Below are 26,151 nucleotides of genomic sequence, written 5' to 3'. Positions count from 1 at the left end.
GCGACGACATTGGGCGCAAACTGCGTGCGCCGCCCGTAAAGCCTCGTAAAAAATGGTAAGCCGACAAGCCGGTTCCCGCGCCATGCGACAAGGCGACCCGGAGCAGCCCCAGCGCTCCGGATCACCCTGCATTCTACTGCGCTTTCAGACGCGCGTCAGAAGTCCACGGTGGCCGACAGCCACAGGCGGCGGCCTTCCTGGTTGATCGAGTAGGCAGGCGTATACACCGTCGCCGCGCCGCTCTGGTAGGGCACGTAGACCGCGTAGTCGGTGTCGAGCACGTTGTAGACGGTCGCGGCCAGGCGGAACGCGGGCGCGATCTGGTACGAGCCGCCGAGGTGGAACACCTCGTAGCTGCGGAAGTCGCCGACCGCCGCCTGCTGCGCGTTGCTGCCCCGATAGCGGCTGGAGCGGATCTCGGCGCGGGCCCAGAGGCTGGCGACGTCGCTCACCTTCCAGCGCAGGTTGCCGTTCACCATATGCTTGGGCATCCCGACCAGCGGCAGGCCCTTTTCGGAACCGCTGAGCTGCTCGGTCTCGGTGTAGGTGTAGTTCAGCGCGAGGGTGAGGGCCGGGGTGAAGACGAAGCGGGTCGCCACTTCGGCGCCGCGGGTGCGGGCCTTGTCGATGTTGATCGACTGGCCGAACAGGTCGACCGCCGGGAAGTTGCCGACGTCAAGGCAGCCGGGGCGGTTCGGGTTGCCCGCGAACTGGCAGTTCGGAATGCCCGGGCCGCTGGCGATCTTGTCGTCGAAGTCGTTGTTGAACAGCGTGACGTTGCCGCTGAAGAACCCCTTGTTGTCGAAGTAGATGCCTGCCTCGTAGGTGGTGCTCGTCTCCGGCGTCAGGCCCGGGGTGCCGATCAGGGGCACGCGGCCCTGGCTGCCGAAGCCGATGATGCCGCTGGCGATCTGTTCGACGCGCGGGGTCTTGAAGCCCCGGCTGACGCCGCCCTTGAGGGTCAGCGCATCGGTCACGTTCCACACCGCGTAGGCGCGGGGCGACCACTTGTTGCCGAAGGTGGAGTGATCGTCATAGCGCACGCCGCCGGTGACGTTGAAGCCGTCGACCACGGTCAGGGTGGCTTCGGCGAAGCCCGCCCACTGCGTGAACTTGAACGGCTCGGGCGCGACACCGTCGATCATGCGCGCCTTCCAGTACTGGCCGCCGACGGTGAACGCCAGCGGGCCTGCCTTCCCGGCGAAGCGGCTGTCGATGATGTCGTTGCGCGCCTCGAGGTTGCGGGCGCTGCCGGGCGTGGCGCCGGGGGTGCCGTTGGGGATCAGGCGGCCGATCGTCTCGGTGTCGTTGCGGGTGAGGGTGGTGTCGAGCTGGCCGAAGTCGCCCATGCGCCAGCTATGCGCGACGACGTAGTTGGTGCGGTTGAACTTCTGCTGCGGCGAATAGCCGCCCGAGCCCAGCGTGCCGAGCTGGCCCTCGATGTTGTCGTAAGTCTGCTCGTTGCGGTCGAACTCCACCCACAGGTCGTGGTCGGCGTGCGGGGTGATGCTCAGGCGGCCGCCGTAAGTGTAGATGTCCGAGCGGACCGGGTTGCGGCCGAGCGTGAGTGCCGGGTCGCCGGGGATCTCGATGTTCGAGCCTTCGCGGTGGAACACGCTGCCGCGCAGGGTCAGGCCGACCAGGTCCTTGACGATGGGGCCCTGTGCGAAACCATTGATCGACTGGATATTGCCGAAGCGCTCGTCTTCCTGGATCGTCGTTTCGGCGGTGGCGGTGCCGACCCAGCGGTTGCCGACCTTGCGGGTGATGATGTTGACGACGCCGCCCATCGCGTCCGACCCGTAGAGCGTGGACATCGGGCCGCGCACCACCTCGATCCGGTCGATGGCGGAGTAGGGCGGCAGGAAGCTGGTGGACGTCTCGCCGAAGCCGTTGGGCGTGACGCCGCCCGGCGCGTTCTGGCGGCGGCCGTCGATCAGCACCAGCGTGTAGTCGCTGGGCATGCCGCGGATGGAGATGTTGAGGCCGCCGGTCTTGCCCGCCTCGCCGCCGACGTCGACGCCGGGCACGTCCTGCAGCGCTTCCGCAAGGCTGCCGAAGCGCTTGTCCTGCAGTTCCGCGCGGTCGATCACGGTGATGCTGGCCGGGGCCTCGATGATGTCCTGCGCATAGCCCGCTGCGGTGACGACGATGGGCGATCCGCTCTCTGCGTCGGGGGCCTCGTCCGCATGCGCCGTTTGCGCGATCAGGCACGACAGGATGGCGAGGCTGCCCTGCGCGAGATACGGCGCGAGATGGTGGATACGGCGCTGGGCACGGGTGCGGACTGCTGCGGACACGATGAAATCCCCCTTGTTGGTAATGCGAGTGACTCGCATTTGCGAGGGCCACGTCGATGCAATGGCGGGGGGTGTCAATCGGGGGATCGCTGCATTGCAGCAGGTGCAACGAAAAATTACATAATGGAATCCAATTGCTTGCGATCGGGAAAGATCGGTGGCGGCGTTGATTTCCCGATCGTGGCTGAAACATTGGGTAATCCCAACTTCTGCTGTCAATCGACTGTGCGCCGATATCGAAATTCCACTTCTGATAGCGCCTGCACATGTCCTGCACTTCGCCTGCGCCGATTCCTGACGCCGCGTGCGGCACGATCTGCTTGAGCGCCGGGGCATGTTCCCTCCGTATCGAACAGGGAGATTGCCATGCGTTTCACCGCCTCACCCTTGGGAGCGGCTTTCCGGTCGAAGCTGGTCCCGGCCGTCATCGTGGCGGGGCTGGGGGACTGGATATTCTACCAGCGCGGGCTCTACGGCGGGAACGCGGGGCTGTTCCTGCTGGCGATCCTTGCCGCTGGAGTGGCGGGGCGACCGGCGATGCGGCGGGACCGACGGGCGTGGATCGCCGTCGCCGGCGCGGCGCTGTTCGGCTTTGCCATGACCCGCGATCCCAACCCGCTGGCGTGGACGCTGTTCTGGGTGGCGGCGGGCATGGCGACGCTGCTGCCGCTGACCGCGCGCTTCGACGACGGCTGGCGCTGGTTCCAGCGGCTTGCCTTCCATGCCCTGCGCGCGCCGTTCGTGCCGCTGCTCGACGCGGCAAGGCTGCTGAGGCTGCGCGTCGCGCGTCGTCGCAGCGGGAAGGGCCTGCGCGCCGCCGTCGCGCTGCTGGCGCTGCCGGTGATCGGCAGCGCGGTGATCGTGACGCTGTTCGCCGCCGCCAACCCGGTGATCGAGCGGATGCTGACCGCACTCACTCCGCCGGACTTCTCGCCCGTGCTGATCGTGCGTGCCGCCATCTGCGCGCTCTACTTCACGCTGGCGTGGAGCCTGCTGCGGCCCCGCCTGCCGAGGGGCCTGCTGCCGCAGATGCCGCAGCGGGAGATCGCGCTGCCGGGTGTCTCGGTCGGGTCGGTCACGCTGTCGCTGTGCGTCTTCAACGGCATCTTCGCACTCCAGAACCTGCTCGACCTCGCCTACCTCGGCGGGCTGGCGCCGATGCCGCCGGGGATGACGCTGGCCGACTACGCCCATCGCGGCGCCTACCCGCTGATCGCGACCACGCTGCTCGCCGCGCTCTTCGTGCTGGTGACGCTGCGCCCGGGTTCGGAGACGGCGCGCTCGGCGACGATCCGGCGGCTGGTGACGGTGTGGATCGTGCAGAACATCCTGCTCGTCGGCTCGTCCATGCTGCGCACAATGGACTACGTGGAGGCCTATTCGCTGACCCGCCTGCGCATCGCCGCGCTGGCGTGGATGGTGCTCGTCGCCTTCGGTCTCGGCGCGATCTGCTGGCGGCTGCTGCGCGGGCGCAGCGCGGGCTGGCTCATCAACGTCAACGTTGCCGCGGCCGGGCTGGTGCTGACGGCGGCGAGCTTCGTCGATCTTGGCGCGGTAGCGGCGCAGTGGAACGTTCGCCACGCGCGCGAGGTCGGCGGGCAGGGAGCGGCGCTCGACTTGTGCTACCTCTCCGACCTTGAGGATTCCGCCGTCCTCCCGCTGCTCGAACTGGAGAGCCGCCCCGGTCTTGCGCCGGGCTTCCGGGTGCGCGTCCGCGCCGTCGCCGACCGCGCGCTGAGCGGCCTGGAGATGAGCCAGCGCAGCGGCTGGTCGCTGCTCGGCCAGCACCGTCTGGCGCAGGCCCGCGCGATGGCGGCCACGCGGCCAAGCGTGATCCTCGCGCCGGGCATCAGGGGCTGCGACGGCGCGTTGCTGCCGCAGCGCCCGGAGGAGGTCGCACCTCCGCCGGCACCGCCGCCGCCAGCACCTCCCGCGCCGCCAGCTTCACCCGAGCCACGTTGACAGGAGCGAGCCGGAAATGATCTTGTGCCCCATGCCCGCCACGATCCTCCTCGTCGACGACGACCCCCATATCCGTCACCTCCTCGCCTTCGCGTTCGGCAAGGCCGGGCTGGAGACGATCGAGGCGGCCGACGGCGAGGAAGCGCTCTCGCAGGTGGAGCGCAACGCGCCCGACCTCGTCATCCTCGACATCAACATGCCGCGCATGGACGGGCTGGAAGTCTGCCGCCGCCTGCGCGCGACGAGCGAGGTGCCGATCTTCTTCCTGTCGTCCCGCGATGATGAGATCGACCGTGTACTCGGCATCGAACTGGGCGGCGACGACTACGTGGTGAAGCCGTTCTCCCCGCGCGAGGTCGTCGCCCGCTCGATGGCGATCCTTCGCCGCACCGCCGCCCGCGCGCCGCAAGTGGAGGCGTCGGTGCAGATGCGGCACGGGCTGCTGGCGCTCGACCCCGAAAGCTGGACTGCCCAGTGGCAGGGGCATGAGGTGAGCCTGACCATCACCGAGTTCACCATACTGCGCACGCTGCTGGCGATGCCGTCGCGCATCTTCTCGCGCGATCAGATCATCGACCGCTTCCGGGGACCGGGCTTCGCGCTGACCGACCGCACGGTGGACAGCCACATCCGCAACCTGCGCCGCAAATTCGCCGAAGTGGGCGGGGTCGACGTGGTAGAGACACGCGCGGGCATCGGCTATCGGCTTGGCCAGTGCGCCGGTGAGGGTGCCGGAGCGACGCCCCCCGCATGAACGCCTTCAAGGCATGGATCGCGCGCCGCTGGCCGGTGCTGCGGCTGCGCACGATCCTGCTCGGCACGCTGGTCTTCGTGGCGGCGCTGCCGGGGTTCGGCGCGATCTTCCTGCGCATCTACGAGAATGCGCTGGTGCGCCGGACCGAGGCGGAACTGGTGGCGCAGGGCGCGGCTCTGGCGGCGAGCGCGGCGGTCGTCGCGCGTGGGCTTCCCTCGCAGCCGAAGCCGCCGGTTCCGGACCGCTATCAGGACCGCAAGACCGAGGTGGACCTGCGATCCACCCCCGTCCTGCCGCCGCGCCCTCATGCGCGCGTGGTGAACCGGCAGGCCGATCCGGCGGCGGTGGCGCTGGCGTGGCGGATGATGCCCGCGTTTCAGGAGACGAAGGTGACGACGCTGGCCTCGATCCTGATGCTCGACCGGCAGGGCATCCTCATCAACGGGCGCGAGGCGGGGCGCAGCCTTGCTGCGCTGCCTGAAGTGCGCGGCGCGCTGGAGGGCAGGGCGATGACCGTGCTGCGCGAGAACGAGGGCTACGTTTCCGCGCACCCCCTCGAATGGCTGAGCCGCGCCGCCAGCATCCGCCTGCACTATGCGCGCCCGATCATGGTCGACGGGCGGGTGATGGGGGTTCTGCTGGTGTCCCGCTCCCCCCGCGCGCTGTTCCTCGGCATCTACGAGGACCGGGGCAAGATCGCGCTCGGCGTCGTCGCGATCTTCGCGATGCTGCTGGTGCTCTCGGCGATCCTGTCGCGCGCGATCGTGCGGCCGATCGAGGCGCTCAGCCGGGCGACGCGCGAACTTGCATCGGGGCGGCACACGGCGGCGCGGCGGCCGACGTTGCAGGTGGTGGAGATCCGCGCGCTGCATGACGACTTCGAGCAGATGGCCGCCAGCATCGAGAAACGCTCCCGCTACCTGCGCGACTTCGCGTCCGCCGTCAGCCACGAATTCAAGACGCCGCTGGCCGGGATATCCGGCGCCATCGAACTGCTGCAGGACCACGGCGCCGACATGTCGGAGGCCGAGCGCGAGCGGTTCCTCGCCAACATGGCGGCGGATTCGCAGCGGCTGTCGCGGCTGGTCGGGCGGCTGATGGAACTGGCGCGGGCCGACGTCATGGTCGGCGGTAGCGACGCGCGTGCGCTGGTGGCCGACGTGATCGCCGCCGTCGCCGATGCGCTCTCGACCGGGGGCTTCACCGTGGCGGTGGACCTGGCCGGTGCCGCACCGAGCGTCTCGATGGACGCCGACGCGCTGGAGGCGGTGCTGACGACGCTGGCCGAGAACGCGCGGCAGGCGGGGGCGACGCGGCTGGATATCACGCTGGCGGTGGCGGACGGCCTCGTCCTGATCGACCTCGCCGACGACGGCCCCGGCATCCCCGAGGGCGACCGCGAGCGCGTGTTCGACCCGTTCTTCACCAGCAAGCGCGCTCAGGGCGGCACCGGCCTCGGCCTCGCCATCGCGCGCTCCCTGCTGGCGGCCTACGGCGGCGACCTCGGCCTGCTGCCGAGCGAGCGGGGCGCGCATTTTCAGGTGCGGTGCCTGAGCGCCGGGTGATTGCTGGTCCGAAGCCAATCGACGGCGGGTGGTCCGGGCGCTAATCCCCGCGAGGCCGACTCCGATCGCGATCGTCGGCCCCGACAGCAAGGACGTTCCATGAAGCTGCGCCACAAGGTGCTCATCGTCGATGACGAACCGCATATCCGCCGCCTCGTCATCGCGGCGCTGGCGCGTGCCGACTACGCCACCGTGGAGGCCGCGACGGCGCGCGAGGCGCTAGACCGGCTGCGGCAGGAGCGGCCCGACGTGACGCTGCTCGACCTCGGCCTGCCGGACCGCGACGGGCTGGAACTGGTGCCGATCATCAAGGCGCAGTCGGACACCACGCTCATCATCGTCTCCGCGCGCGACGCCACGGACGAGAAGGTCGCCGCGCTGGACCTCGGCGCGGACGACTACGTGACCAAGCCCTTCGACACCGACGAGATGCTGGCCCGCCTGCGCGTCGCCCTGCGCAACCGCACCACGCGCGGCGGCGGCACGGCGGCGCTCACGGTGGCCGACGTGACCATCGACCTGCTCTCGCACACGATCACCAAGGCCGGGCGCGAGGTCCACCTGACGCCCAAGGAATACGCGGTGCTGGCGCAGCTCGCGAAGTTCCCCGGCCGCGTGGTGACGCACGGACAGATCATGGCGCAGGTCTGGCCGAACGACGTGGAGCACCACGTCGAGTACCTGCGCGTGCTGGTGCGCACCCTGCGGCAGAAGCTGGAGGACGACCCCCAGCGCCCGCAGATCATCAGCAACGAACTCGGCATCGGCTACCGCCTGCGGATGAGTGCTCCGGCGGAGGGGTGAGGTCTTTTCGAGGGGTAGGGTATCCGCGCCCCATCTTGTCCCGTCATCCCCGCGCAGGCGGGGATCCAACCGATGCCCGTTCAGCAGGCACCGTCAGGAGATGGGTTCCCGCCTTCGCGGGAATGACGAGCAGTAACATCACACTCCAGGCGGCTGGCTAAACCCCACTTCGTCATTGCGAGCGTAGCGAAGCAATCCAGCGGCATGGAGCCGACCCTGGATTGCTTCGCTACGCTCGCAATGACGATTGGAAGGATCAGGCCTGCTGCTGCACCGCGACGCTGTCGAACTCGACCACCGAGACGCGGTTACGCCCCTCCTGCTTGCTCTTGTAGAGTTGCAGGTCGGCCTGCTTGAGCCACAGTTCCGGCGACATGTCCGGCAGGCAGCGGGCGCTGGCGACGCCGATGCTGACGGTGATGAACGGGCTGATCTGCGAGCGTTCGTGCGGGATGTTCAGCGACTGGACGTGAAGGCTGATCTCCTGCGCCACCAGCGCCGCGCCCTGCGGGTCCGCGCCCGGCAGGATGCACGCGAACTCCTCGCCGCCGTAGCGGGCGGGCAGGTCGGAGGCACGCTTGACCGCGCGGGTCAGCGCCGCGCCGACCATCATGATGCAGCGGTCGCCCGCCGGGTGGCCGTAAGTGTCGTTGAACTGCTTGAAGAAATCGATGTCGATCATGATGACCGTCAGCCAGTCACCCGTGCGGGCAAGGCGGGCGGCCTCGGTCTGGAGCGCGCGCTCCATCTGGCGGCGGTTGCTGAGGCCGGTCAGCGCATCGGTGACGGCCATGCTGGCAAGCTGATCGCGCAGGCGCTTGAGTTCGACGTGGTTGCCCACCCGCGCACGCAGGATCGCGGGCTGGATCGGCTTCGTCACATAGTCGATCGCGCCGAGCGAAAGCCCGCGCATCTCGTGGTCGGTGTCGCCGAGGCCGGTGGTGAAGATCACCGGGATGTCGGCCAGCACCGGATCGTCCTTGATCTGGCGGCAGACCTCGAACCCGTCGATCCCCGGCATCAGCACGTCGAGCAGGATCAGGTCCGGCGGCGTCGCCCGCGCGGTGTCGAGCGCCTGCTGGCCGGACGTGGAGAAGTAGATCTCGTAGTCGTCCTCCAGCACCGCGTTCATGATCTCGATGTTGGAGACTTCGTCGTCGACGATGAGGATCGTGGCCTTGCTCATGCCGCTGCTCCTGCGCTGGTGCCGGCCTTGTCGGTTTCGCCCGGTGCATCGCCGGTGCCGCTTGGTGCGTTCTCGGTGCCGTTCAGTACACCCTCCGCGTCGATCAGGCCGAGGGCGGTTTCATAGTCGAGGCGCTCCAGCGCACGGTTGATCGGATGGACGGAGCGCTCCTCGTCGCCGAGGCCGATGGCGGTCGCAAACCGGCCGAAACTGGCGCGTGCGCCGAGGCTGCGGCGGCGGACAAGCTCGCGCAATTCGTCTCGGGCAGAGGCTGCGGCGTCGGCATCGTGGCTGGCGGTAGCCGTCGCTGCCGGTGCGGCGGTGCGCGGCTTCAGGCTGGCGGCAGCGGCGATGGCGGGGGCGATGCGCAGCTCCAGATCGTCGATGGCGACGAGGGCCTGACCGATCTCCTCCGCTGCCAGCAGCCGCTCGATATTGGCCGCCGCGCGTTGGATTTCCGCCAGTTCCAGCGATCCCGCAACACCCTTGAGGCTATGCGCAAGGCGCCGCGCATCGGGGAACAGTCCCCCCGCGATGTCGGTCCGCAGATCCTGCGCGACGTTGGCGTAAGTCTCCCCGAAAGTGACGATCAGCTTGCGCAGCAGCGAGGCCTTCCCGTTGACCCGCAGCAGCGCAGCGCGAAGGTCGAACGGCGGCAGGCTGGCGGGGAGGGTGGTGTCCACCGGCTTTGCTGGCGCAGCCACGTCGTTTGCCACGGTGACAGCAGGTGTCGAGGTGACCACAGGTCGCAGCCATTGTTCCAGCGTGCGCATGAGCGTCGCGGGGTCGACAGGCTTGGAGATATGGTCGTTCATGCCTGCGGAAAGGCAGCGCTGGCGCTCTTCCTCATGGGCGTGGGCGGTCATGGCGATGATCGGCAGGCGGTCCGCCGTCCAGGTCTCGCGGATATGGCGGGTCGCGGCGATGCCGTCCATCTCGGGCATCTGCACGTCCATGAGCACGGCGGCATAGGCGCCGTCCTGCGCCTTGACGCGCTCCCAGCCGATGCGGCCGTTCTCCGCGCAGTCGACGATCAGGCCCGCCTGGCCGAGCAGTTCCATCGCGATCTCGCGGTTGATCTCGTTGTCCTCGACCAGCAGCACGCGCCATCCGCTGAAGCGCTCGGGCAGGGTCGGCACCGCCTCGGGCGAGGCCGAATGCGCCGCGTCAGTATCGTGCGCATAGATGTCGATGATGGTGTCGAGCAGCGTGCGGGGCGCGATGGGCTTGGTCAGCACGGCAGCGAACGTCGCGGGCGCGCCGTTGACCGAGATGCTGTCCGCGCCATAGGCAGTGACGATCATGGTGCGAGGCAGGGGCGCCTGATGCGGCATGGCCTGCATCGCCTCGATCGTCTGCATGCCGTTCATGCCCGGCATCTTCCAGTCGAGCAGCACCAGATCGTAGGCGCGCCCGGCCTCGTCCGCCGCGCGGATCGCGCTCAGCGCCTCGTCTCCCGAGGCAACCAGGTCGAGGCTGATCTTCCACTCGGCGAAGATGTCCTGCAGCAGTTGGCGCGACGCGGCGTTGTCGTCCGCCGCCAGCACGCGCAGTGCCTTGACGCGGGCGGGAAGCACGACTGCGGCCAGAGGAGTATCGTCCTCGCGCAGCATTGCCATGCGGGCGATGAAGGTGCTGCCCTTGCCGGGGGCGCTCTCCACGCGGATCGAACCGCCCATCTGCTCGACGATCTGGCGGCAGATGGCGAGGCCGAGGCCGGTGCCGCCGAAGCGGCGGGTGGTCGAACTGTCCGCCTGCGCGAACGACTGGAACAGCGCCGCCTGCTGCTCGGGCGTCATGCCGATGCCGGTATCGCGCACCGAGAGAGCGACCATGACCTTGCCGTCCTCCTCGGATTCGAGGTCGAGGCGCACGGTGACGCTGCCGTTGGCCGAGAACTTGACGGCGTTGCTGACGAGGTTGAGCACGACCTGGTTGAAGCGCAGTTCGTCGCCCGACAGCCGATGGGGCAGGGCATCCGCGACTTCGGATACGACCGTGACCCGCTTGATCTCGGCCTCGGTCGCCATGAGCTGGACCTGGCTGGCGATGGCGTTGCGCAGGTCGAAGGGATTGGCCTCCAGCGTCAGCTTGCCGGCCTCGTTCTTCGAGAAGTCGAGGATGTCGTTGATGAGCCGCAGCAGCGAAGCTCCTGCCTGGCTGATCTTGCCGACGTAGTCCTTCTGCTTGGGGTCGAGGTCGGTGCGCGCGATCAGGTGGCAGAAGCCGAGGATCGCGTTCATCGGCGTGCGGATCTCGTGGCTCATGTTCGCGAGGAACATGCTCTTGGCGCGGCTGGCCTCCTCGGCCTCACGGGTGCGTTCGCGCAGATCGAAGCTTTCGACCAGACGGTCGCTCAGCCAGACCAGCACGGCCGCCTGGAAGGTCACGATCACGGCATGGAGCAGCACGCGGCCAAGATTGCCCTGTCCCGAGAACACGGCGGAGGGCAGCAGGTAGAGCAACAGCAGGTGATGCAGCGCCACCGCCGTCGCGGCCACCAGCACCACGCGGCGGTCGCACCAGCCGATGGTGAAGGTCAGCATCGCGAAGAAGTACATGTGCATGTCCATCTGCCACGAGTGCCCGCGCAGGAGGACGAGAAGGATGGCCGGTTCCGCCATCAGCGCGACGGCCGAGAGATAGCGTGTCGCCGGGGCGGCCCCCTTGCGCCACCACATCAGGTGATAGCTGCCCGCGACGATCACGCCCGACAGGGCCGCCATGACCGGCGCGCCGCCGGTCAGCAGCGCGACGATGGCGAACAGCGGCACATGCGCCCAGAACAGCGCAAGAAGCAGGCGCCCCGATTGAAAGCGCAGTTTGTCGAGTTCGGCGTTCACGGGGTCTGCTCCAGAGAAGTTGGGTCGCCGCATCCGGCAAGCGGTGGCAGGGGCACGATCAGCCAGGCGCCGGCCTTGTGCAGCGTGGCGGCGAAATCCGCACGCGGGGCTCCCGCGATCAGGACGTTCGGCAGGGCGCTGGTTCCGGCGATGGTGCCCCCGGCGCGGCGGACCAGGTTCACGGTCTGCGCGAAGGATGCGGTCGGAGATGTAAGGACGAGATATTGGCCCGAGGGTTGCCCGGACAGCAGCCAGGCAATCGATAGGCCGACCAGTCCGGCAAGCAGAAGCGCTGCCGCCGGGAGGAAATCGAGAATGCCTCCGGCCGCGTCCTGTCGCGAATCATTTCGATATGCGTTGGTCGGCCGGATCATGAGCAAGCTCTAGGCCGAAGATAGCTATTTATTGGTTAAGATGGCCGACGGAAGGCCGCCATTTCGGCCGCGGCGCGATTACCGCAAGGTCTTCGGTCAATTGGTATAGAACGCATCCAATTGCGCTTTGCACCTCGACTTGAACCCGAACTACATCAGCCACCCGGATCGCCGGAATTTCATGTAGAGCAGCAGACACGACGACGCGATGACGCCGATAACGACGAAGTATCCGTAATCGCTCTGTAATTCCGGCATATTCTGGAAATTCATGCCATAGATGCCAGCGATGGCGGTGGGTACGGCGAGGATCGCGGCCCAGGCGGCAAGCTGGCGCGTGATCGCGCCCTGGCGCTGCTGTTCGAGCAGCGAACTGATCTCGAAGACGGACGATAGCGTATCGCGCAATGCGCCGGCCATCATCTCGACGCGGCGCACATGGTCGAGCACGTCGTTGAAGTATGGACCCATGCCGGGCGAGATGCAGGGCATGTCGAGCCGGGCAAGCTGCGCGCAAACTTCTGACATCGGCCCCATCATCCGCTGGAACCGCGCCAGTTCCCGCCGCATCGTGAAGATACGGCGCACTTCGGATGCTTCGAGGAAGTTGTCGAGCGCCCGCTGTTCCATGCCCGAGACTTCCTCCTCGATCGCCTCGATGATCGGCAGGTAGCCGTCCACCACGAAGTCGAGGATGGCGTGAAGAATGTGGGGAATGCCGCGCGCGAGCAGTTCCGGCGTCGATTCCAGCTGCGCCCGCAGGTTCTCATGCGCCCGCGCGGAGCCATGCCGCACCGACACCAGGTGTCGCGGGCCGACGAAGAGGGCGGTCTCGCCGTAGCTTATCTGCCCGTCGTCGATGGCAGCCGTGCGTAGCACGATGAAAAGCTGCCCGCCGTAGATGTCGATCTTGGGCAGCTGGTGCGCCTTGAGCGCGTCCTCTACGGCAAGCGGATGGAGGTCGAAGTGCTTCTGCAGGTCGCGCAGGGTCTCGCTGGGCGGCTCGCACAGGCCGATCCAGACGAATTCGGTCGGGTCGCTGGTGTCCTGCACGGTCCTCGCATCCAGCCCTACCGGGCCGACGCGAACGCCCTTGCAGTAACGGTGTGCGGCAACCACGCCGGTCGCACCGCGCGCGGAAGCGCCATACGCCACGGCCCTCGGCCCGGTGGGATTACCGGGACCAACGGAACCGCCGCGTCGGCGTACCGACCCGCCTCTCGCCCGCGTCAATCGAGTGGCCCTCCGGACCCTCCTCGTTGACCGCGGGCCGCTATCGAAAGCGTCCCGAAGATGCGCCTCTCCGGGCGCGTCTTGTTTTCGCTCGCCGTCGGCTTGCGAAGCGGGGTGCGTTTGAGGGCCTTGAGCGGCATCATGCTCGATGGGCGATTGAAGAACATGGCTTGGAACTTCCGAACGGGTTGCCGTCGTCAGACGGTGTAATCGGCGTGGAGCAGGATATGCGCCGCGCGGTCGATGAAGGCGGGGTCGCAGCAGCAGCGATCTTCCAGCTTGCTGAGCTCATGCTCGAAGAGATCGGCATAAGGCAGCGTCGTCGGATTCCAGCGCGGATTGGTGGAAAAGCGACTGTGGAAGACGTCGAGTCCGACCAGCGACAGCGCCGCGTCGAGCGGCTCGAACAGTTCGAGCAGTTCGGCGGCGCTGAAGAGATGGGTGGTGAAGCTGAGGTGGCGACCGTCAGTCAGATCGACGTCGAAGCGCTCGCTCTTGTGGTCCTGGATGAAGTCCTGCGCGTTCTCGATGCGGTCGACGAAGATGGTCGGCAGGCTGCCGACCGTGCGCGCCGAAAGGAGCAGGTGACCCGACGTCACGCGGGCGAGTTCGCGCGCGACCCGTGCGTGCGTCTTGCCGGACAGGTGGTTGAGCGCGCCGGACAGCGAGAGCGTCAGGTCCACGCTGCCGGTGGCTTCGGGAAATGGCGCGGCCAGGTCGCCGACGTCGAATTCGCACTCGCACGCGCCCATGTGACGGCGGGCCGTGCGGATCATTTCCTCGGACATGTCGAAGCCCCGCGCGCGAACGGTCGTGAAGCCGAGTTCGCAGGCGCGGCGGGCCGTCCGTACCAACCATGTGCCGGTGCCGCACCCGGCGTCGAGGATCGAGATTTCCGAGCGCCCGGCGCTCTTCAGATTGCGCAGCGCCGTTTCGATCTTGCGCCAGACCTTGCGGTCCGCGTGGCTGCTCAGGCCGGGGAAATCGTCGGAAATCACGACGAGGGGATCAGCGGGATGCAGGGACGTTTCGGGCGATGTGACGAGTGTATCGGAAACAACGATCGGGCGCGCGGCCATGGGCCAACTCCTTCGGGATCCTCATCGGAGGTTCCCGCCAGCAACAGAGTCTCGACAGCATGTTGAGAGCTCGCCCCACCGGTCGGCGAGGCGGCGGAGATATGCATCAGCCGCGCGTTTGATCTCCAGACGTAGGAGCCGGTTTCGGCATTGAATTTTGCTTATGCGCTGACGGAAAGCCCAGCGCCGATCGGAGGGCGATGAGCGTCGAAATGCCGCCAATTCGGCAATTCATATGCAAATACTACGCGCCCCGGTATTTGCTTCTCTCGAATTTCAACGCGGTCCTATCCTAGTGGGGCGCCTGCATTCGACTCACCTCGCGCCTCCTTTGCGACGTGGGCTTGCAGGAGCACCCATATGCAGGACATCCTCTGGATCGGCCTGACCCTCATCTTGCTGGCGGCGAGCCTCGGCTACGTTTCGCTTTGCGACCGGGCATGAGGGGCAGACGGACATGACCATCGATCTCTGGCTGGCGGCGATCACCGCGCTCGGCCTTCTCGTTTACCTCGTCGCCGTGCTCGCACGGCCTGAACGCTTCTAAGAAGGAGCGCTTCCCATGACATTCCAGGGATGGCTGCTGATCGCGGCCTTCGTCGGCATCCTGCTGGCGCTCACCAAGCCCATGGGCGTGTGGCTCCACGCGCTCTACGAAGGGCGTCGCACGCCGCTTCACGTCGTGCTCGGCCCGGTTGAGCGCGGGTTCTACAAGCTCTCGGGCATCAATCCGGATGAGGAACAGTCCTGGCGCCGTTACGCGGTGCACATGCTGATGTTCAATGCGGCGCTGCTGCTACTGACGTATGTGCTGCTGCGCGCGCAGGGCCTGCTGCCGCTCAATGGCCTCGGCTATGACGGCATCGGCGCGGACGGTGCGTTCAACACCGCCGTCAGCTTCACCACCAACACCAACTGGCAGTGGTATTCGGGCGAGGCGGCGATGAGCAACCTGTCGCAGATGCTCGGCCTCACGATCCACAACTTCCTATCGGCCGCGACCGGCATCGCGCTCGCCTTCGCGTTCTTCCGCGGTTTCGCGCGTCGCAGCGCCACGGGCATCGGCAATTTCTGGGCCGACATGACCCGCGTCACGCTCTATCTGCTGCTGCCGATCTGCGTGATTTACACGGTGTACCTGATCGCCAGCGGGGTGCCGCAGACGCTTGCCGCATCGGTCGACGTCTCGACGCTCGAAGGCGTGAAGCAGACGCTCGCGCTCGGCCCCGTCGCTTCGCAGGAAGCGATCAAGATGCTGGGCACCAACGGTGGCGGCTTCTTCAACGCCAACTCCGCGCACCCGTTCGAGAACCCGAGCGCGCTGACCAACCTCGTCCAGATGCTGTCGATCTTCATCATCGGCACGGGCCTGACCTGGTGTTTCGGCAAGGCGGTCGGCAACACCCGCCAGGGCTGGGCGATCCTCGCCGCGATGATGACGATCTTCCTCATCGGCGTCGGTATCGTCTACTGGCAGGAAGCCACCGGCAACCCGATCCTCCACAGTCTCGGCGTCGCCGGCGGCAACATGGAGGGCAAGGAAGTCCGTTTCGGTATCGTCGCCTCGGCGCTGTTCTCGGTCATCACCACGGCGGCTTCGTGCGGCGCGGTCAACGCGATGCATGACAGCTTCACGGCACTCGGCGGCATGATCCCGCTGTTCAACATCCAGCTGGGCGAAGTCGTCATCGGCGGCGTCGGCGCGGGCATCTACGGCTTCCTGCTGTTCGCCATCCTCGCCGTGTTCGTCGCGGGCCTGATGGTCGGCCGTACCCCTGAGTACGTCGGCAAGAAGATCGAGAGCCGCGAGGTCAAGCTGGCCGTGCTCGCTATCGCGGTGCTGCCGCTCATCATCCTGGGTGGAACGGCGATCTCGTCGGTGCTCGAAGCTGGCCTTGCAGGCCCGCTCAACAAGGGACCGCACGGTTTCTCCGAAATCCTCTACGGCTTCACCAGCGCTGTCGGCAACAACGGTTCGGCCTTCGCAGGTCTGACTGCGGGCACGCCCTATTACAACGGCATGCTGGGCGTCGCCATGTGGCTCGGCCGCTTCTTCGTCATCATCCCGATGCTGGCGATCGCGGGCAGTCTTGCCGCCAAGAAGTACACCCCGGCGACCGCAGGCAGCTTCCCGACTACGGGCCTGCTGTGGACGGGCCTGCTGATCGGCATCGTGCTGATCGTCGGCGGCCTGACCTTCCTGCCCAGCCTCGCGCTTGGTCCCATCGCCGATCATCTCGCGATGATCCGTGGCCAGCTTTTCTAAGGAACCTTGCACATGGCTCGGTCCGAAAACAAATCCCTGTTCACTGCAGACCTGATCGTTCCGGCGATCGGGGATGCCTTCCGCAAACTCAATCCCAAGGAACTGATCCGCAACCCGGTAATGTTCACCACGGCGGTCGTCGCGGTGCTGCTCACCGTGCTGCTGATCGTGGGCAACGACGGCCTCGCCGCCGGCTTCAAGATCCAGCTCGTGCTGTGGCTGTGGCTGACGGTGCTGTTCGGCACCTTCGCCGAAGCTCTGGCCGAAGGCCGTGGCAAGGCGCAGGCCGCCTCGCTGCGTGCCACCAAGGCGGAACTCACCGCCAAGCGCCTCAAGGGTGACGGTTCGCGCTACGACAGCGTGCCCGCCAGCCAGCTCAGGAAGGGTGACGTCGTGCTGGTGCAGACTGGCGACCTCATCCCTTCGGACGGCGAAGTCATCTCCGGCGTCGCCTCGGTCAACGAAGCCGCGATCACCGGCGAATCCGCTCCCGTCATCCGCGAGGCGGGCGGCGACCGCTCCGCCGTGACGGCGGGCACCCGCGTCATCTCGGACGAGATCCGCGTGCGCGTCACCGTTAATCCGGGGCAAGGCTTCCTCGACCGCATGATCGCGCTCGTCGAGGGCGCCGAGCGTCAGAAGACCCCCAACGAGATCGCGCTGACGCTTCTCCTCGTGGGTCTGACGATCATCTTCCTGATCGCCGTCGCTACCATTCCGGGCTTCGCCAGCTATGCGGGCGGCTCGGTGCCGGTGTCGATCCTGGCCGCGCTGCTCATCACCCTGATCCCGACGACCATCGCGGCGCTGCTCTCGGCCATCGGCATCGCCGGCATGGACCGACTGGTGCGCTTCAACGTGCTCGCCAAGTCGGGCCGCGCGGTCGAGGCGGCGGGCGACGTCGATGTGCTGCTGCTCGACAAGACCGGCACGATCACCATCGGCGACCGTCAGGCGACCGAGTTCCGCCCGGTCTCCGGCGTGGACGCCAATGAACTGGCGGAAGCCGCGCTGGTCGCCAGTCTTGCCGACGAGACGCCCGAAGGCCGCTCGATCGTCGTTCTAGCGCGCGAGAAGTTCGGCCAGACCGCGACCGAACTGCCCCAGGGCGCGGAGATCATCCCGTTCACCGCGCAGACCCGCATCTCAGGCGTGAACACCGATGGGCGGATCATCCAGAAAGGCGCGGTCCAGGCGATCCTCCACGCCAACCCCGGCGCGGGCATGACCGCTGCCGCCACTGAGCTGCGCCGTATTACTGACGAGATCGGCCGCATGGGTGGCACGCCGCTTGCGGTCGCGGTGGACGGTCGCCTGCTGGGCGCGATCTTCCTCAAGGATATCGTCAAGGCAGGCATCCGCGAACGCTTCGGCGAACTGCGCGCCATGGGCATCCGCACGGTGATGATCACCGGCGACAACCCGCTCACCGCGGCCTCGATCGCGGCGGAATCGGGCGTGGACGACTTCCTTGCGGAAGCCACTCCCGAGGACAAGCTGGCGCTGATCCGCAAGGAACAGCAGGGCGGCCGCCTCGTCGCGATGTGCGGTGACGGCACCAACGACGCTCCTGCGCTGGCGCAGGCCGACGTCGGCGTCGCGATGAACACCGGCACGCAGGCGGCCCGTGAAGCGGGCAACATGGTCGATCTCGACAGCGATCCGACCAAGCTGATCGAGGTCGTCGGCCTCGGCAAGCAGCTGCTGATGACTCGCGGCGCGCTGACGACCTTCTCGGTCGCGAACGACGTGGCCAAGTACTTCGCGATCATTCCCGCGATGTTCGTGGCGCTCTACCCGGGCCTCGGCGTGCTCAACGTGATGGGGCTGTCCAGCCCGCAGAGCGCGATCCTGTCCGCGATCATCTTCAACGCGATCATCATCCCGCTGCTGGTGCCGCTCGCGCTCAAGGGCGTGACGTACAAGCCGATGGGGGCAGGTCCGCTGCTGGCGCGCAACCTTGCCGTCTACGGCCTCGGCGGCCTGATCGCGCCGTTCATCGGCATCAAGCTCATCGACATGGCCGTCAACGGCCTGGGACTGGCGTGAAGTAGCGCCTGACCCTTCGACAGGCTCAGGGTGAGCGAGGGAGGGAGTGATCCTCTCGACCCGCTCAGGCTGAGCTTGTCGAAGCCCCCGAAGACCAAGCAAGTCTCACAGGAGACACACAATGAACAACGACATCACATCTTCACTTCGCCCGGCCATCGTCATGACGGGCCTCTTCGCGGTCCTGCTCGGCGTGGCCTATCCGCTGGCTATGACCGGGATCGGTCAGGCCGTGTTCCCGAGCCAGGCGAACGGCAGCCTCGTCATGGACAACGGCAAGGTCGTCGGCTCGACCGTGATCGGGCAGGCCTTCACTTCGGAGCGCTACTTCAACACCCGCCTTTCCGCTGCGGGCGACGGCTACAGCGGCCTTGCATCTTCGGGCTCCAACCTCGGCCCGACGTCGCAGGTGCTGCATGATCGCGAGAAGGAGCAGGTCGCCAACATGAAAGCGGCCGAACCGAACAAGGCGATCCCTGCCGACCTCGTCACCACCTCGGGCTCGGGTCTCGACCCGAACATCACGCCTGAGGCCGCGTTCTATCAGGTCGACCGCATCGCACGCGTGCGCAACGTCGAGCCCGAGGCGCTGCGCCGCCTTGTCGCGGGAAGCGTAGAGCAGCCGCTGCTGGGCTTCATCGGCGAGCCCCGCGTCAACGTGTTCGAACTCAATCGACGACTCGACGGTCTCGGCGCTAAGCCCACCCAGTGACTGACCGCGCGACCGACTCCGACCGACCCTCACCCGAAGCCCTCCTGCGCGCCGCCGCGCAGGAGGGCCGTGGCCGCCTCAAGGTATTTCTCGGCGCCGCGCCGGGCGTCGGCAAGACATGGGAAATGTTGACCGAGGGACGCCAGCGCCATGAGGCGGGCATCGACGTGGTGGTCGGCGTTGTCGAGACGCACGGTCGCCGTGAAACCGAGGCGCTCGTTCACGGGCATGAGATCATCTCGCGCCGCGAAGTCGATCACAAGGGGCACAGCCTTGGCGAGATGGACATCGACGCCATCCTCGCACGGCATCCCCAACTGGCGCTGGTGGACGAGCTCGCCCACACCAACGCGCCCGGCAGCCGGCATCCCAAGCGCTATCAGGATGTCGAGGAACTGCTCGACGCGGGGATCGACGTCTATTCGACGCTGAACATCCAGCATGTCGAAAGCCTCAACGATGTCGTGGCGTCCTTCACCCGCGTGCGCGTGCGCGAGACGGTGCCGGACTCCATTCTCGAACAGGCCGAGATCGAAGTCGTCGATATCCCGCCCGATGAACTGATAGAGCGACTCAAGGACGGCAAGGTCTACATCCCGCACGAAGCGACGCGTGCGCTCGGGCACTTCTTCTCCAAGACGAACCTCACTGCGCTGCGCGAACTGGCGCTGCGCCGTGCCGCACAGGCCGTCGATGCGCAGATGCTGGAGCATGTCCGCGCCAACGCGCTGGCGGGCAGTTTTGCCGTCGGGGAACGCATCGTCGTCGCCGTCAGCGAACATGCGCATGCGGCCGGACTGGTGCGGGCAGGCAAGCGCCTCGCAGATGCGCTAAGGGCGCCCTGGACCGCAGTCCACATCGAGACGCGGCGGGACCAGACCTTCACCGACGAGGATCGCCGCCAGCTGGCGGATACGCTGGCGCTCGCCTCACGTCTCGGTGCAGCAACGGCGAGCATCCCCGCCGTGGATGTGGTCGCTGGCCTGCGTAGCTTCGCGCGCGAGGCGAGGGCGACGCAGGTGGTCATCGGTAAGTCGGACCGTTCCTGGTGGTTCGAGGCGCGCCACGGTTCGGTGGTGGACCGTCTGGTGCGCACGATCGGCGATGTTGCCGTCCATGTCCTTCCCGCCGAAGATGGTCCGAAACAGACGCGGCGACAGCAACGTCGGGGGCTCTGGGGCAAGCCTGCGGATTATTTCTTCTCGCTGCTTATGGTGACCGGCATGACGGTGCTCGGCCGCCTGCTGCTGGAGGCGCTAGATCTGGGCAACATTGCGCTGCTGTTCCTCGTGCCCGTGATGTTCGCTGCCGCCACGTTCGGGTTGCGCGCGGGGCTGTTTGCCGGGCTGGCGTCCAGTCTTGCCTACAATTTCTTCTTCCTGCCGCCGACCGGTACGCTGACCGTCAGTAATCCCGAGAACGTGATCTCGATCCTCGTGCTGCTGGGCGTCGCCATCGTCACCAGCCAGTTCGCTGCGCGCGTGCGCACGCAGGCCGACCTCGCGGGATCGAGCGCGCGGCAGAACGCCGCGCTCGCCAGCTTTTCGCGCCAGCTCACGGCTTCGGCGACGCGCGAGGAACTAATGCAGGCGATCTGCGCGGAAGTGGCGCGGCTTCTCGATGTGCGCACGGTGCTGCTGCTGCCGTCCGAAGCCGGACCCGACCTGCGTGCGGCTTATCCGCCGGAGGATCGGCTCGACCAGATCGAGATCGCCGCCGCGCAGTGGGCCATCGACAACGAACAGCCCGCCGGGCGTGGCTCGGCGACGCTCACGGCCTCCGATTGGCTGTTCCATCCGCTGCAGACCACGCGCGGAGTGCTGGGCGTGCTTGGCGTCGCGCGCGAGGACGCGGGCGATCCGGTGCGTTCGGATCAGGTGCCGCTGCTCATGAGCCTGCTCGACCAGGCCTCGATCGCCTTCGACCGCATGGCGCTGGAAGAGGAGAACATGGCCGCCCAACAGGTGGGTGAGCGCGACCGCCTGCGTTCGGCATTGCTGTCCTCGGTCAGTCATGACCTGCGTACACCGCTCACCACGATCCTGACCGCCGCGCAGGAGATGAAGCGTCACCCTTCGGCCGAACTCGCCGAAACGGTCGAGACCGAGGCGCAGCGCCTCAACCGCTTCGTCGCCAACCTGCTCGACATGGCGCGGGTGGAGGCGGGCGCGCTGCCGATGAAGCCCGAGGCGACCGACCTGTTCGACGCCGTCGCCGGGGCCGTCCACGATACACGGGCGGCGCTGCACGGGCGGGAGATCGACCTCGACATCGCGCCCGATATTCCGCTGGTGCGGCTCGACCCGGTGCTGCTGCATCACTGCCTCATCAACCTTCTCGATAACGCCGGGCGCTATGGCGATCCCGACACGCCGATCCTGGTGCGGTGCCGTCGCGCGCCCGATGCGCTGCGGCTTTCGGTAATCGATCAGGGACCGGGCATTCCGCCGGGGCAGGAAAAACGCGTGTTCGAGACTTTCACCCGGCTGGAGGGCTCCGACCGCGTGCGCCACGGCACCGGGCTTGGCCTCGCCATCGTCAAGGGCTTCGCCGAGGCCATGGGGCTGTCGGTGGAGGCATCGAACAATGAGGACACACTGGATGGCGGGCGAAGGGGGGCCTGCTTCACCATCCGCATTCCCGAGAGGCTGATTATCCGGCATCTCGACAACGAGGACATGGCATGAAACCCCGCCACAAGGTGCTGATCGTCGATGACGAGCCGCATATCCGTCGCCTGATCCAGGCGGCCCTGGTCCGCGCCGACTATGCGACGATAGAGGCCGGCAATGCCCGCGATACGCTCGACCGGATGCGGGAAGAGCGCCCCGAAGTGGTGCTGCTCGACCTGGGCCTGCCGGATCGCGACGGGCTGGAACTGGTCCCGCTGGTCAAGAAGGAGAGCGATGCGACGCTCATCATCGTCTCTGCCCGCGATGCGACCGAGGAGAAGGTGGCGGCGCTGGATCTCGGTGCCGACGACTACCTGACCAAGCCGTTCGACACCGACGAGTTGCTGGCGCGCGTGCGCGTCGCGCTGCGCAACCGCATGACGCGCGGGGGCGGAGTGCCCGCGGTGACTGCGGGCAATGTCACGATCGACCTGCTGGAACGCCGGATCACGAAGGCCGGCAAGGAAGTGCACCTGACGCCCAAGGAATACGCGGTGGTAGCACAGCTCGCGCAGTATCCCGGGCGGGTCATCACGCACGATCAGATCATGGCGCAGGTATGGCCGCTCGATAACGAGCGGCACATCGAGTATCTGCGCGTTCTTGTGCGCACCTTGCGGCAGAAGCTTGAGGACGATCCGCAGCGGCCGCAGATCATCGGCAACGAGATCGGGATCGGCTACCGCCTGCGGGTGTCGACGGACTGACCGCTCGGATCAGATTTCCACCTGCGAGCCCAGTTCGACCACCCGGTTGGTGGGCAGGTTGAAGAATTCCATCGGCGTCGCCGCGTTGCGGATCATCCAGGCGAACAGCTTCTCGCGCCAGATCGCCATGCCGGGCTTTTCCGAGGCGATCAGCGTCTGGCGGCTCAGGAAGTAGCTGGTGTCCATCATCCCGAACGGCTTGCCGCAGGTGGTGACGGTCTTGAGCGAGGCGGGGATGTCGACATCCTCGAGGAAGCCGTGGCGCAGGCGCATGCGGTAGAAGCTGGAGCCGTGGTCGGCGATGGTGATACGCTGGTCCTCAGGCATCAGCGGTACCGCTTCGGTCACTACCGTCAGGATGACGACGCGTTCGTGCAGCACCTTGTTATGCTTGACGTTGTGCAGCAGCGCCGGCGGCACGCCGTCGCTGGTCGAGGAGAGAAACACCGATGTCCCCGCCACGCGCCGCACCGAGCTTGCGGTGGACTTGATGAAAAGGTCCAGATCGATGGCGCCCACGGCGAGATAGTGGCGCATGATCTTGCGCCCCGTCGACCAGGTTGTGAGCATCACGAAGACGATCGCGGCCACCAGCAACGGGAACCAGCCGCCATCGGGGATTTTCGTCGCGTTGGAGAGGAAGTAGGCGCCGTCGATTACCAGGAACAGGCCGGTGACGCATCCGGCAACCAGCGGCGGCCAGCGCCATACGCTGAACGTCAGCACGCCGAGCATGCAGGCCGTGATGACCATCGTGCCGGTGACCGCGATGCCGTATGCCGCCGCGAGGCTGCTGGAACTGCGGAACGACAGCACCAGCAGGATGACGAAGGCGAGCAGCGCCCAGTTGACGATCGGGACGTAGACCTGTCCCTCCGCCGATGGGCTGGTGTGCAGGATACGCAAGCGCGGCAGGAAGCCGAGTTGAACGGCCTGTCGGGTGATCGAGAATGCGCCTGATATCACGGCCTGACTGGCGATGATCGTCGCCAGGGTGGCGAGGATCACCAGCGGCAGCCGCGCCCATTCCGGGGCCAGCAGGAAGAACGGATTGCTCGCAGCCTCGGGATGGTCGAGCAGCAGCGCGCCCTGTCCCATGTAGTTGAGCATGAGGCAGGGCAGGGCAGCGTAGAGCCACGCGATGCTGATCGCCTTGCGCCCGAAGTGCCCCATGTCCGCGTAGAGTGCCTCGGCTCCGGTAACCGCCAGCACCACCGATCCCAGCGCGAGGAACGCCAGCTTGGGATCTAGCGCGAAGAAATGATAGGCCCACCAGGGATTGACGATGCCGATGATCTCCGGGTGGACGATGACGTTCGTCACGCCGAGGACCGCGAGCACGAGAAAGTACACGGCCATGATCGGGCCGAAGAAGGTGCCGACCCGTTCGGTTCCGTGCTTCTGGATGAGGAACAAGCCCAGCAGGATCACGATCGCGATGGGCAGGACCAGCTCGCCCAGTGAACTCTCGACGACGGTGAGACCTTCGACTGCGGACAGCACGGAGATTGCCGGGGTAATGATGGCATCGCCATAGAATAGCGCGGTCGCGGTCACGCCGAGCATTGCGATTAGCGGAGTCCAGCGCGTTTCCCCGAGCCGCCGTCCGATCAGCGCCAGCAGCGCCATCGATCCGCCTTCGCCTTCGTTATCGGCACGCATGACGATGAAGACGTACTTGACCGTGACGATCAGTGTCATCGTCCAGAAGATCAGCGACAGCACGCCGAAGATATGGGCCGGGTCCACCACCAGCGGGTGATGCCCGACGAAGCTTTCCTTCAGCGCATAGAGCGGCGATGTGCCGATATCGCCGAACACGACGCCCAACGCTCCCAGAGCCAGCGTCGACAGCTTACCGTGATGCGCACCGCCATGCTGCGTGGGCACCGCGCCATGTCCGGGGGACGGGATCGTCTGGTCGCTGCTCAAGTCATGCCTCTGGGTTGGCCCTGCCGTGCAGCCATGCCACGGATGTGCATTTGATCTCCATAGCGGTAAACCGCGATCGACATATGATCGGCATATGATTGCTTGCCCGAGGCGATGAAATTCGCCCGATCCTATGGAATCTCAATGCCAAGACATTGGTTCCAATCTCGAATTGCTATGCGAAGCTGCGTAGTTGGAGTGCCTCCCGAGGGAGGTTCGACATGGTTCGTTGGCATGAAACTCTGGCAGCCCAATTGGGCCTGCGCTTTGGTGGCCTGGCCATCCTGTCGCTCGCGTGGCTGGCCGGGAGCGCCCTCTACGGACGGGTCCATGCCCATCCCCCCGCGCAGGCCAGTCTGACCGAACTCGCGCTTTGCGCCGTGTTCGTCCTGCTTCTCGTCATTGGCAATGCGCTGCTGTTCGTCGGTCCCGGCCTGTGGAAGCAGGTTCCGCTTCCGGGGCACTGGTCGGGGGCGTTGATCGAGCCGCGGCAGTTCGATGTCCTGCTTCATCGGGATCATGCTGCGCGCATCGATGCCGAGCAGTCGGTCGCTCGCTGAAATCCATGCGCAGGGCGTGATCGGGTTGCTGTAGAGCGCTTGGCACGCCGACCAATCTTCCAGAACGGAAATCGCGCGACTTCTTTGCGACTGCGAGAAGTCGATGATTTCGTGCGTCCGGAACAAGCGCAGGTAGCATAGAAAAACTACGCAATTTCTATGCGTTTAGCGTGACGCCACTCTCGATATCAAATGCGGTTCCGATCTACTTGGGCGGCCTCGAAACGCTCCACCCGACCGGGCTGGATCACCCAAGAGGACAATATGAAGACCATTGCCACCTTTGCCGCCCTGCTTGCCGGCTTCGCGCCGCTGAGCGCCGCCTATGCGCAAGAAGAAGCGCCCAGCGCCGTCACCATCGCCGGTTCGGCAACCATCGCTTCCGACTATCGCTTTCGCGGCGTTTCTCAGTCCGACAAGGAAATGGCGGTGCAGGGGGGGCTGACCCTGAGCCATGAGAGCGGCGTCTATGTCGGCACCTGGGCTTCTAACCTTGCGGGCTGGGGCGCTTTCGGCGGCGGCAATATGGAACTGGACCTGATCGGTGGCTACAAGGCCAAGCTCAGCGACAGCACCACGCTCGATGTGGGCCTGACCTGGTACATGTATCCGGGCGGTGCCGACGATACCGACTTCGCGGAGCCCTACGTCAAGCTTTCGGGCACCACCGGCCCGGCGACGCTGACCGCAGGTGTCGCCTATGCGCCCAAGCAGTATGCGCTCGCCAACGTCTCCAACGCGCCGAACAGCCACGGGCAGAAGGACGACAACCTCTATCTCTGGGGTGACGGCGCGCTTGCCATCGCCGGGACACCGCTGACCGCCAAGGCGCACATCGGCTATTCCGACGGCAACCCGGGCCTTGGCCCGAACGGCACCAGCGTGGCACCGACCGGCACCTACTGGGATTGGTCGCTGGGCATGGACGCCACCTGGCGCAACCTGACCTTCAACGTGTCCTACGTCGATACCGACATCACGTCTGCCGAGGCTGCGCGCCTCCAGCCCAACTTCAGCAAGGGCCAGGACGGTCGCGGTTCCATTGCAGATGCCGCCGTCATCGCTTCCCTGACGGCCGCGTTCTGACAACGGGGGAGGGCGCGGCCTGTGCAGGAGGCCGCGCCCTTTTTTCGGGTGAAGACGATATGAAGAA

At 66.6% G+C, this 26,151-nt stretch carries 19 protein-coding genes; 12 read left to right on the top strand and 7 right to left on the bottom strand.

What is annotated here, in order from left to right:
* Positions 1-155: 155 nt before the first annotated feature.
* Positions 156-2,210 carry a TonB-dependent receptor domain-containing protein gene (locus LO787_RS23035; RefSeq protein ID WP_232496402.1) on the bottom strand — a complete coding sequence of 685 codons (2,055 nt, stop codon included), beginning with the start codon at positions 2,208-2,210 and terminating at the stop codon, positions 156-158.
* A gap of 456 nt (positions 2,211-2,666) precedes the next feature.
* On the opposite strand from LO787_RS23035, the gene LO787_RS23030 reads away from it, so the two are divergent.
* The 4 genes from LO787_RS23030 (at position 2,667) to LO787_RS23015 (ending at position 7,385) form a co-directional block, all read left to right on the top strand.
* The gene (locus tag LO787_RS23030) at positions 2,667-4,262 is read left to right on the top strand and encodes a DUF4153 domain-containing protein (protein ID WP_232493304.1); all 1,596 of its coding nucleotides are present in this window, start codon (positions 2,667-2,669) and stop codon (positions 4,260-4,262) included.
* A 31-nt stretch (positions 4,263-4,293) separates the two neighbouring features.
* The gene (locus LO787_RS23025) at positions 4,294-5,016 is read left to right on the top strand and encodes a response regulator transcription factor (protein ID WP_232493303.1); all 723 of its coding nucleotides are present in this window, start codon (positions 4,294-4,296) and stop codon (positions 5,014-5,016) included.
* Positions 5,013-6,581 carry a sensor histidine kinase gene (locus LO787_RS23020; protein ID WP_232493302.1) on the top strand — a complete coding sequence of 523 codons (1,569 nt, stop codon included), beginning with the start codon at positions 5,013-5,015 and terminating at the stop codon, positions 6,579-6,581. Before LO787_RS23025 ends, LO787_RS23020 begins: the two co-directional genes overlap by 4 nt.
* Positions 6,582-6,680: 99 nt before the next feature.
* Positions 6,681-7,385, top strand: a complete 705-nt coding sequence (locus LO787_RS23015; protein WP_232493301.1) for a response regulator — start codon at positions 6,681-6,683, stop codon at positions 7,383-7,385.
* Between the two features lie 256 nt (positions 7,386-7,641).
* On the opposite strand, the gene LO787_RS23010 is transcribed toward LO787_RS23015, so the two are convergent.
* The 5 genes from LO787_RS23010 to LO787_RS22990 form a co-directional block, all read right to left on the bottom strand.
* The gene (locus tag LO787_RS23010; protein WP_232493300.1) at positions 7,642-8,571 is read right to left on the bottom strand and encodes a diguanylate cyclase; all 930 of its coding nucleotides are present in this window, start codon (positions 8,569-8,571) and stop codon (positions 7,642-7,644) included.
* Positions 8,568-11,414, bottom strand: coding sequence for a response regulator (locus LO787_RS23005; protein WP_232493299.1), 2,847 nt, complete (start codon positions 11,412-11,414; stop codon positions 8,568-8,570). Before LO787_RS23005 ends, LO787_RS23010 begins: the two co-directional genes overlap by 4 nt.
* On the bottom strand, positions 11,411-11,788 hold the full coding sequence (locus LO787_RS23000; RefSeq protein WP_232493298.1) for a hypothetical protein: 378 nt from the start codon (positions 11,786-11,788) through the stop codon (positions 11,411-11,413). Before LO787_RS23000 ends, LO787_RS23005 begins: the two co-directional genes overlap by 4 nt.
* A gap of 150 nt (positions 11,789-11,938) precedes the next feature.
* Positions 11,939-12,943 (bottom strand): magnesium and cobalt transport protein CorA, encoded by a 1,005-nt coding sequence (locus LO787_RS22995; RefSeq protein WP_232493297.1) that lies wholly within the window; start codon positions 12,941-12,943, stop codon positions 11,939-11,941.
* A gap of 275 nt (positions 12,944-13,218) precedes the next feature.
* Entirely contained in the window at positions 13,219-14,100 is an 882-nt protein-coding gene (locus LO787_RS22990) for a class I SAM-dependent methyltransferase (protein ID WP_232493296.1), read from the bottom strand.
* 457 nt (positions 14,101-14,557) lie between these two features.
* Between LO787_RS22990 and kdpF the strand changes: the two genes are divergently transcribed.
* The 6 genes from kdpF to LO787_RS22960 all read left to right on the top strand — a co-directional run bounded on the left by kdpF (position 14,558) and on the right by LO787_RS22960 (position 22,506).
* Positions 14,558-14,647 (top strand): K(+)-transporting ATPase subunit F, encoded by a 90-nt coding sequence (kdpF, locus tag LO787_RS22985; protein ID WP_232493295.1) that lies wholly within the window; start codon positions 14,558-14,560, stop codon positions 14,645-14,647.
* Between the two features lie 15 nt (positions 14,648-14,662).
* Positions 14,663-16,366: a potassium-transporting ATPase subunit KdpA gene (gene kdpA / locus LO787_RS22980; RefSeq protein WP_232493294.1), complete on the top strand. Its 1,704-nt coding sequence runs from the start codon at positions 14,663-14,665 to the stop codon at positions 16,364-16,366.
* Positions 16,367-16,378: 12 nt separating this feature from the next.
* A complete protein-coding gene (gene kdpB / locus LO787_RS22975; RefSeq protein ID WP_232493293.1) occupies positions 16,379-18,415 on the top strand; it encodes a potassium-transporting ATPase subunit KdpB in 2,037 nt (678 codons plus the stop codon).
* Positions 18,416-18,536: 121 nt separating this feature from the next.
* Positions 18,537-19,127 carry a potassium-transporting ATPase subunit KdpC gene (gene kdpC / locus LO787_RS22970; RefSeq protein WP_232493292.1) on the top strand — a complete coding sequence of 197 codons (591 nt, stop codon included), beginning with the start codon at positions 18,537-18,539 and terminating at the stop codon, positions 19,125-19,127.
* A 125-nt stretch (positions 19,128-19,252) separates the two neighbouring features.
* A complete protein-coding gene (locus tag LO787_RS22965) occupies positions 19,253-21,814 on the top strand; it encodes a sensor histidine kinase (protein WP_232496401.1) in 2,562 nt (853 codons plus the stop codon).
* Positions 21,811-22,506, top strand: coding sequence for a response regulator (locus LO787_RS22960; protein ID WP_232493291.1), 696 nt, complete (start codon positions 21,811-21,813; stop codon positions 22,504-22,506). The genes LO787_RS22965 and LO787_RS22960 overlap by 4 nt, the downstream gene beginning before the upstream one ends.
* Before the next feature lie 9 nt (positions 22,507-22,515).
* Here the strand turns inward: LO787_RS22960 and LO787_RS22955 are convergent, their stop codons facing one another.
* Complete coding sequence (locus LO787_RS22955) at positions 22,516-24,438, bottom strand: potassium transporter Kup (RefSeq protein WP_420847772.1); 1,923 nt, start codon at positions 24,436-24,438, stop codon at positions 22,516-22,518.
* Positions 24,439-24,659: 221 nt separating this feature from the next.
* Here LO787_RS22955 and LO787_RS22950 point away from each other — a divergent pair, with 221 nt between their 5' ends.
* Together LO787_RS22950 and LO787_RS22945 are read left to right on the top strand one after the other, a co-directional pair.
* A complete protein-coding gene (locus LO787_RS22950) occupies positions 24,660-24,998 on the top strand; it encodes a hypothetical protein (RefSeq protein ID WP_232493290.1) in 339 nt (112 codons plus the stop codon).
* 264 nt (positions 24,999-25,262) lie between these two features.
* A complete protein-coding gene (locus LO787_RS22945) occupies positions 25,263-26,084 on the top strand; it encodes a TorF family putative porin (protein ID WP_232493289.1) in 822 nt (273 codons plus the stop codon).
* Positions 26,085-26,151: the final 67 nt, after the last annotated feature.

This window comes from Novosphingobium kaempferiae, assembly GCF_021227995.1.
GTDB lineage: Bacteria > Pseudomonadota > Alphaproteobacteria > Sphingomonadales > Sphingomonadaceae > Novosphingobium > Novosphingobium kaempferiae.
Note: the sequence above shows the minus strand (reverse complement) of the source record. Positions and strands in the feature narration are given on the sequence as shown.

What these genes read in the sequence shown, in the direction of transcription:
- LO787_RS23030 (WP_232493304.1), top strand. Translation starts at nt 2,667, where the DNA reads ATGCGTTTCACCGCCTCACCCTTGGGAGCGGCTTTCCGGTCGAAGCTG.
- LO787_RS23025 (WP_232493303.1), top strand. Translation starts at nt 4,294, where the DNA reads ATGCCCGCCACGATCCTCCTCGTCGACGACGACCCCCATATCCGTCAC.
- LO787_RS23020 (WP_232493302.1), top strand. Translation starts at nt 5,013, where the DNA reads ATGAACGCCTTCAAGGCATGGATCGCGCGCCGCTGGCCGGTGCTGCGG.
- LO787_RS23015 (WP_232493301.1), top strand. Translation starts at nt 6,681, where the DNA reads ATGAAGCTGCGCCACAAGGTGCTCATCGTCGATGACGAACCGCATATC.
- LO787_RS23010 (WP_232493300.1), bottom strand. Translation starts at nt 8,571, where the DNA reads ATGAGCAAGGCCACGATCCTCATCGTCGACGACGAAGTCTCCAACATC.
- LO787_RS23000 (WP_232493298.1), bottom strand. Translation starts at nt 11,788, where the DNA reads ATGATCCGGCCGACCAACGCATATCGAAATGATTCGCGACAGGACGCG.
- LO787_RS22990 (WP_232493296.1), bottom strand. Translation starts at nt 14,100, where the DNA reads ATGGCCGCGCGCCCGATCGTTGTTTCCGATACACTCGTCACATCGCCC.
- kdpF (WP_232493295.1), top strand. Translation starts at nt 14,558, where the DNA reads ATGACCATCGATCTCTGGCTGGCGGCGATCACCGCGCTCGGCCTTCTC.
- kdpA (WP_232493294.1), top strand. Translation starts at nt 14,663, where the DNA reads ATGACATTCCAGGGATGGCTGCTGATCGCGGCCTTCGTCGGCATCCTG.
- kdpB (WP_232493293.1), top strand. Translation starts at nt 16,379, where the DNA reads ATGGCTCGGTCCGAAAACAAATCCCTGTTCACTGCAGACCTGATCGTT.
- kdpC (WP_232493292.1), top strand. Translation starts at nt 18,537, where the DNA reads ATGAACAACGACATCACATCTTCACTTCGCCCGGCCATCGTCATGACG.
- LO787_RS22965 (WP_232496401.1), top strand. Translation starts at nt 19,253, where the DNA reads ATGTTGACCGAGGGACGCCAGCGCCATGAGGCGGGCATCGACGTGGTG.
- LO787_RS22960 (WP_232493291.1), top strand. Translation starts at nt 21,811, where the DNA reads ATGAAACCCCGCCACAAGGTGCTGATCGTCGATGACGAGCCGCATATC.
- LO787_RS22950 (WP_232493290.1), top strand. Translation starts at nt 24,660, where the DNA reads ATGGTTCGTTGGCATGAAACTCTGGCAGCCCAATTGGGCCTGCGCTTT.
- LO787_RS22945 (WP_232493289.1), top strand. Translation starts at nt 25,263, where the DNA reads ATGAAGACCATTGCCACCTTTGCCGCCCTGCTTGCCGGCTTCGCGCCG.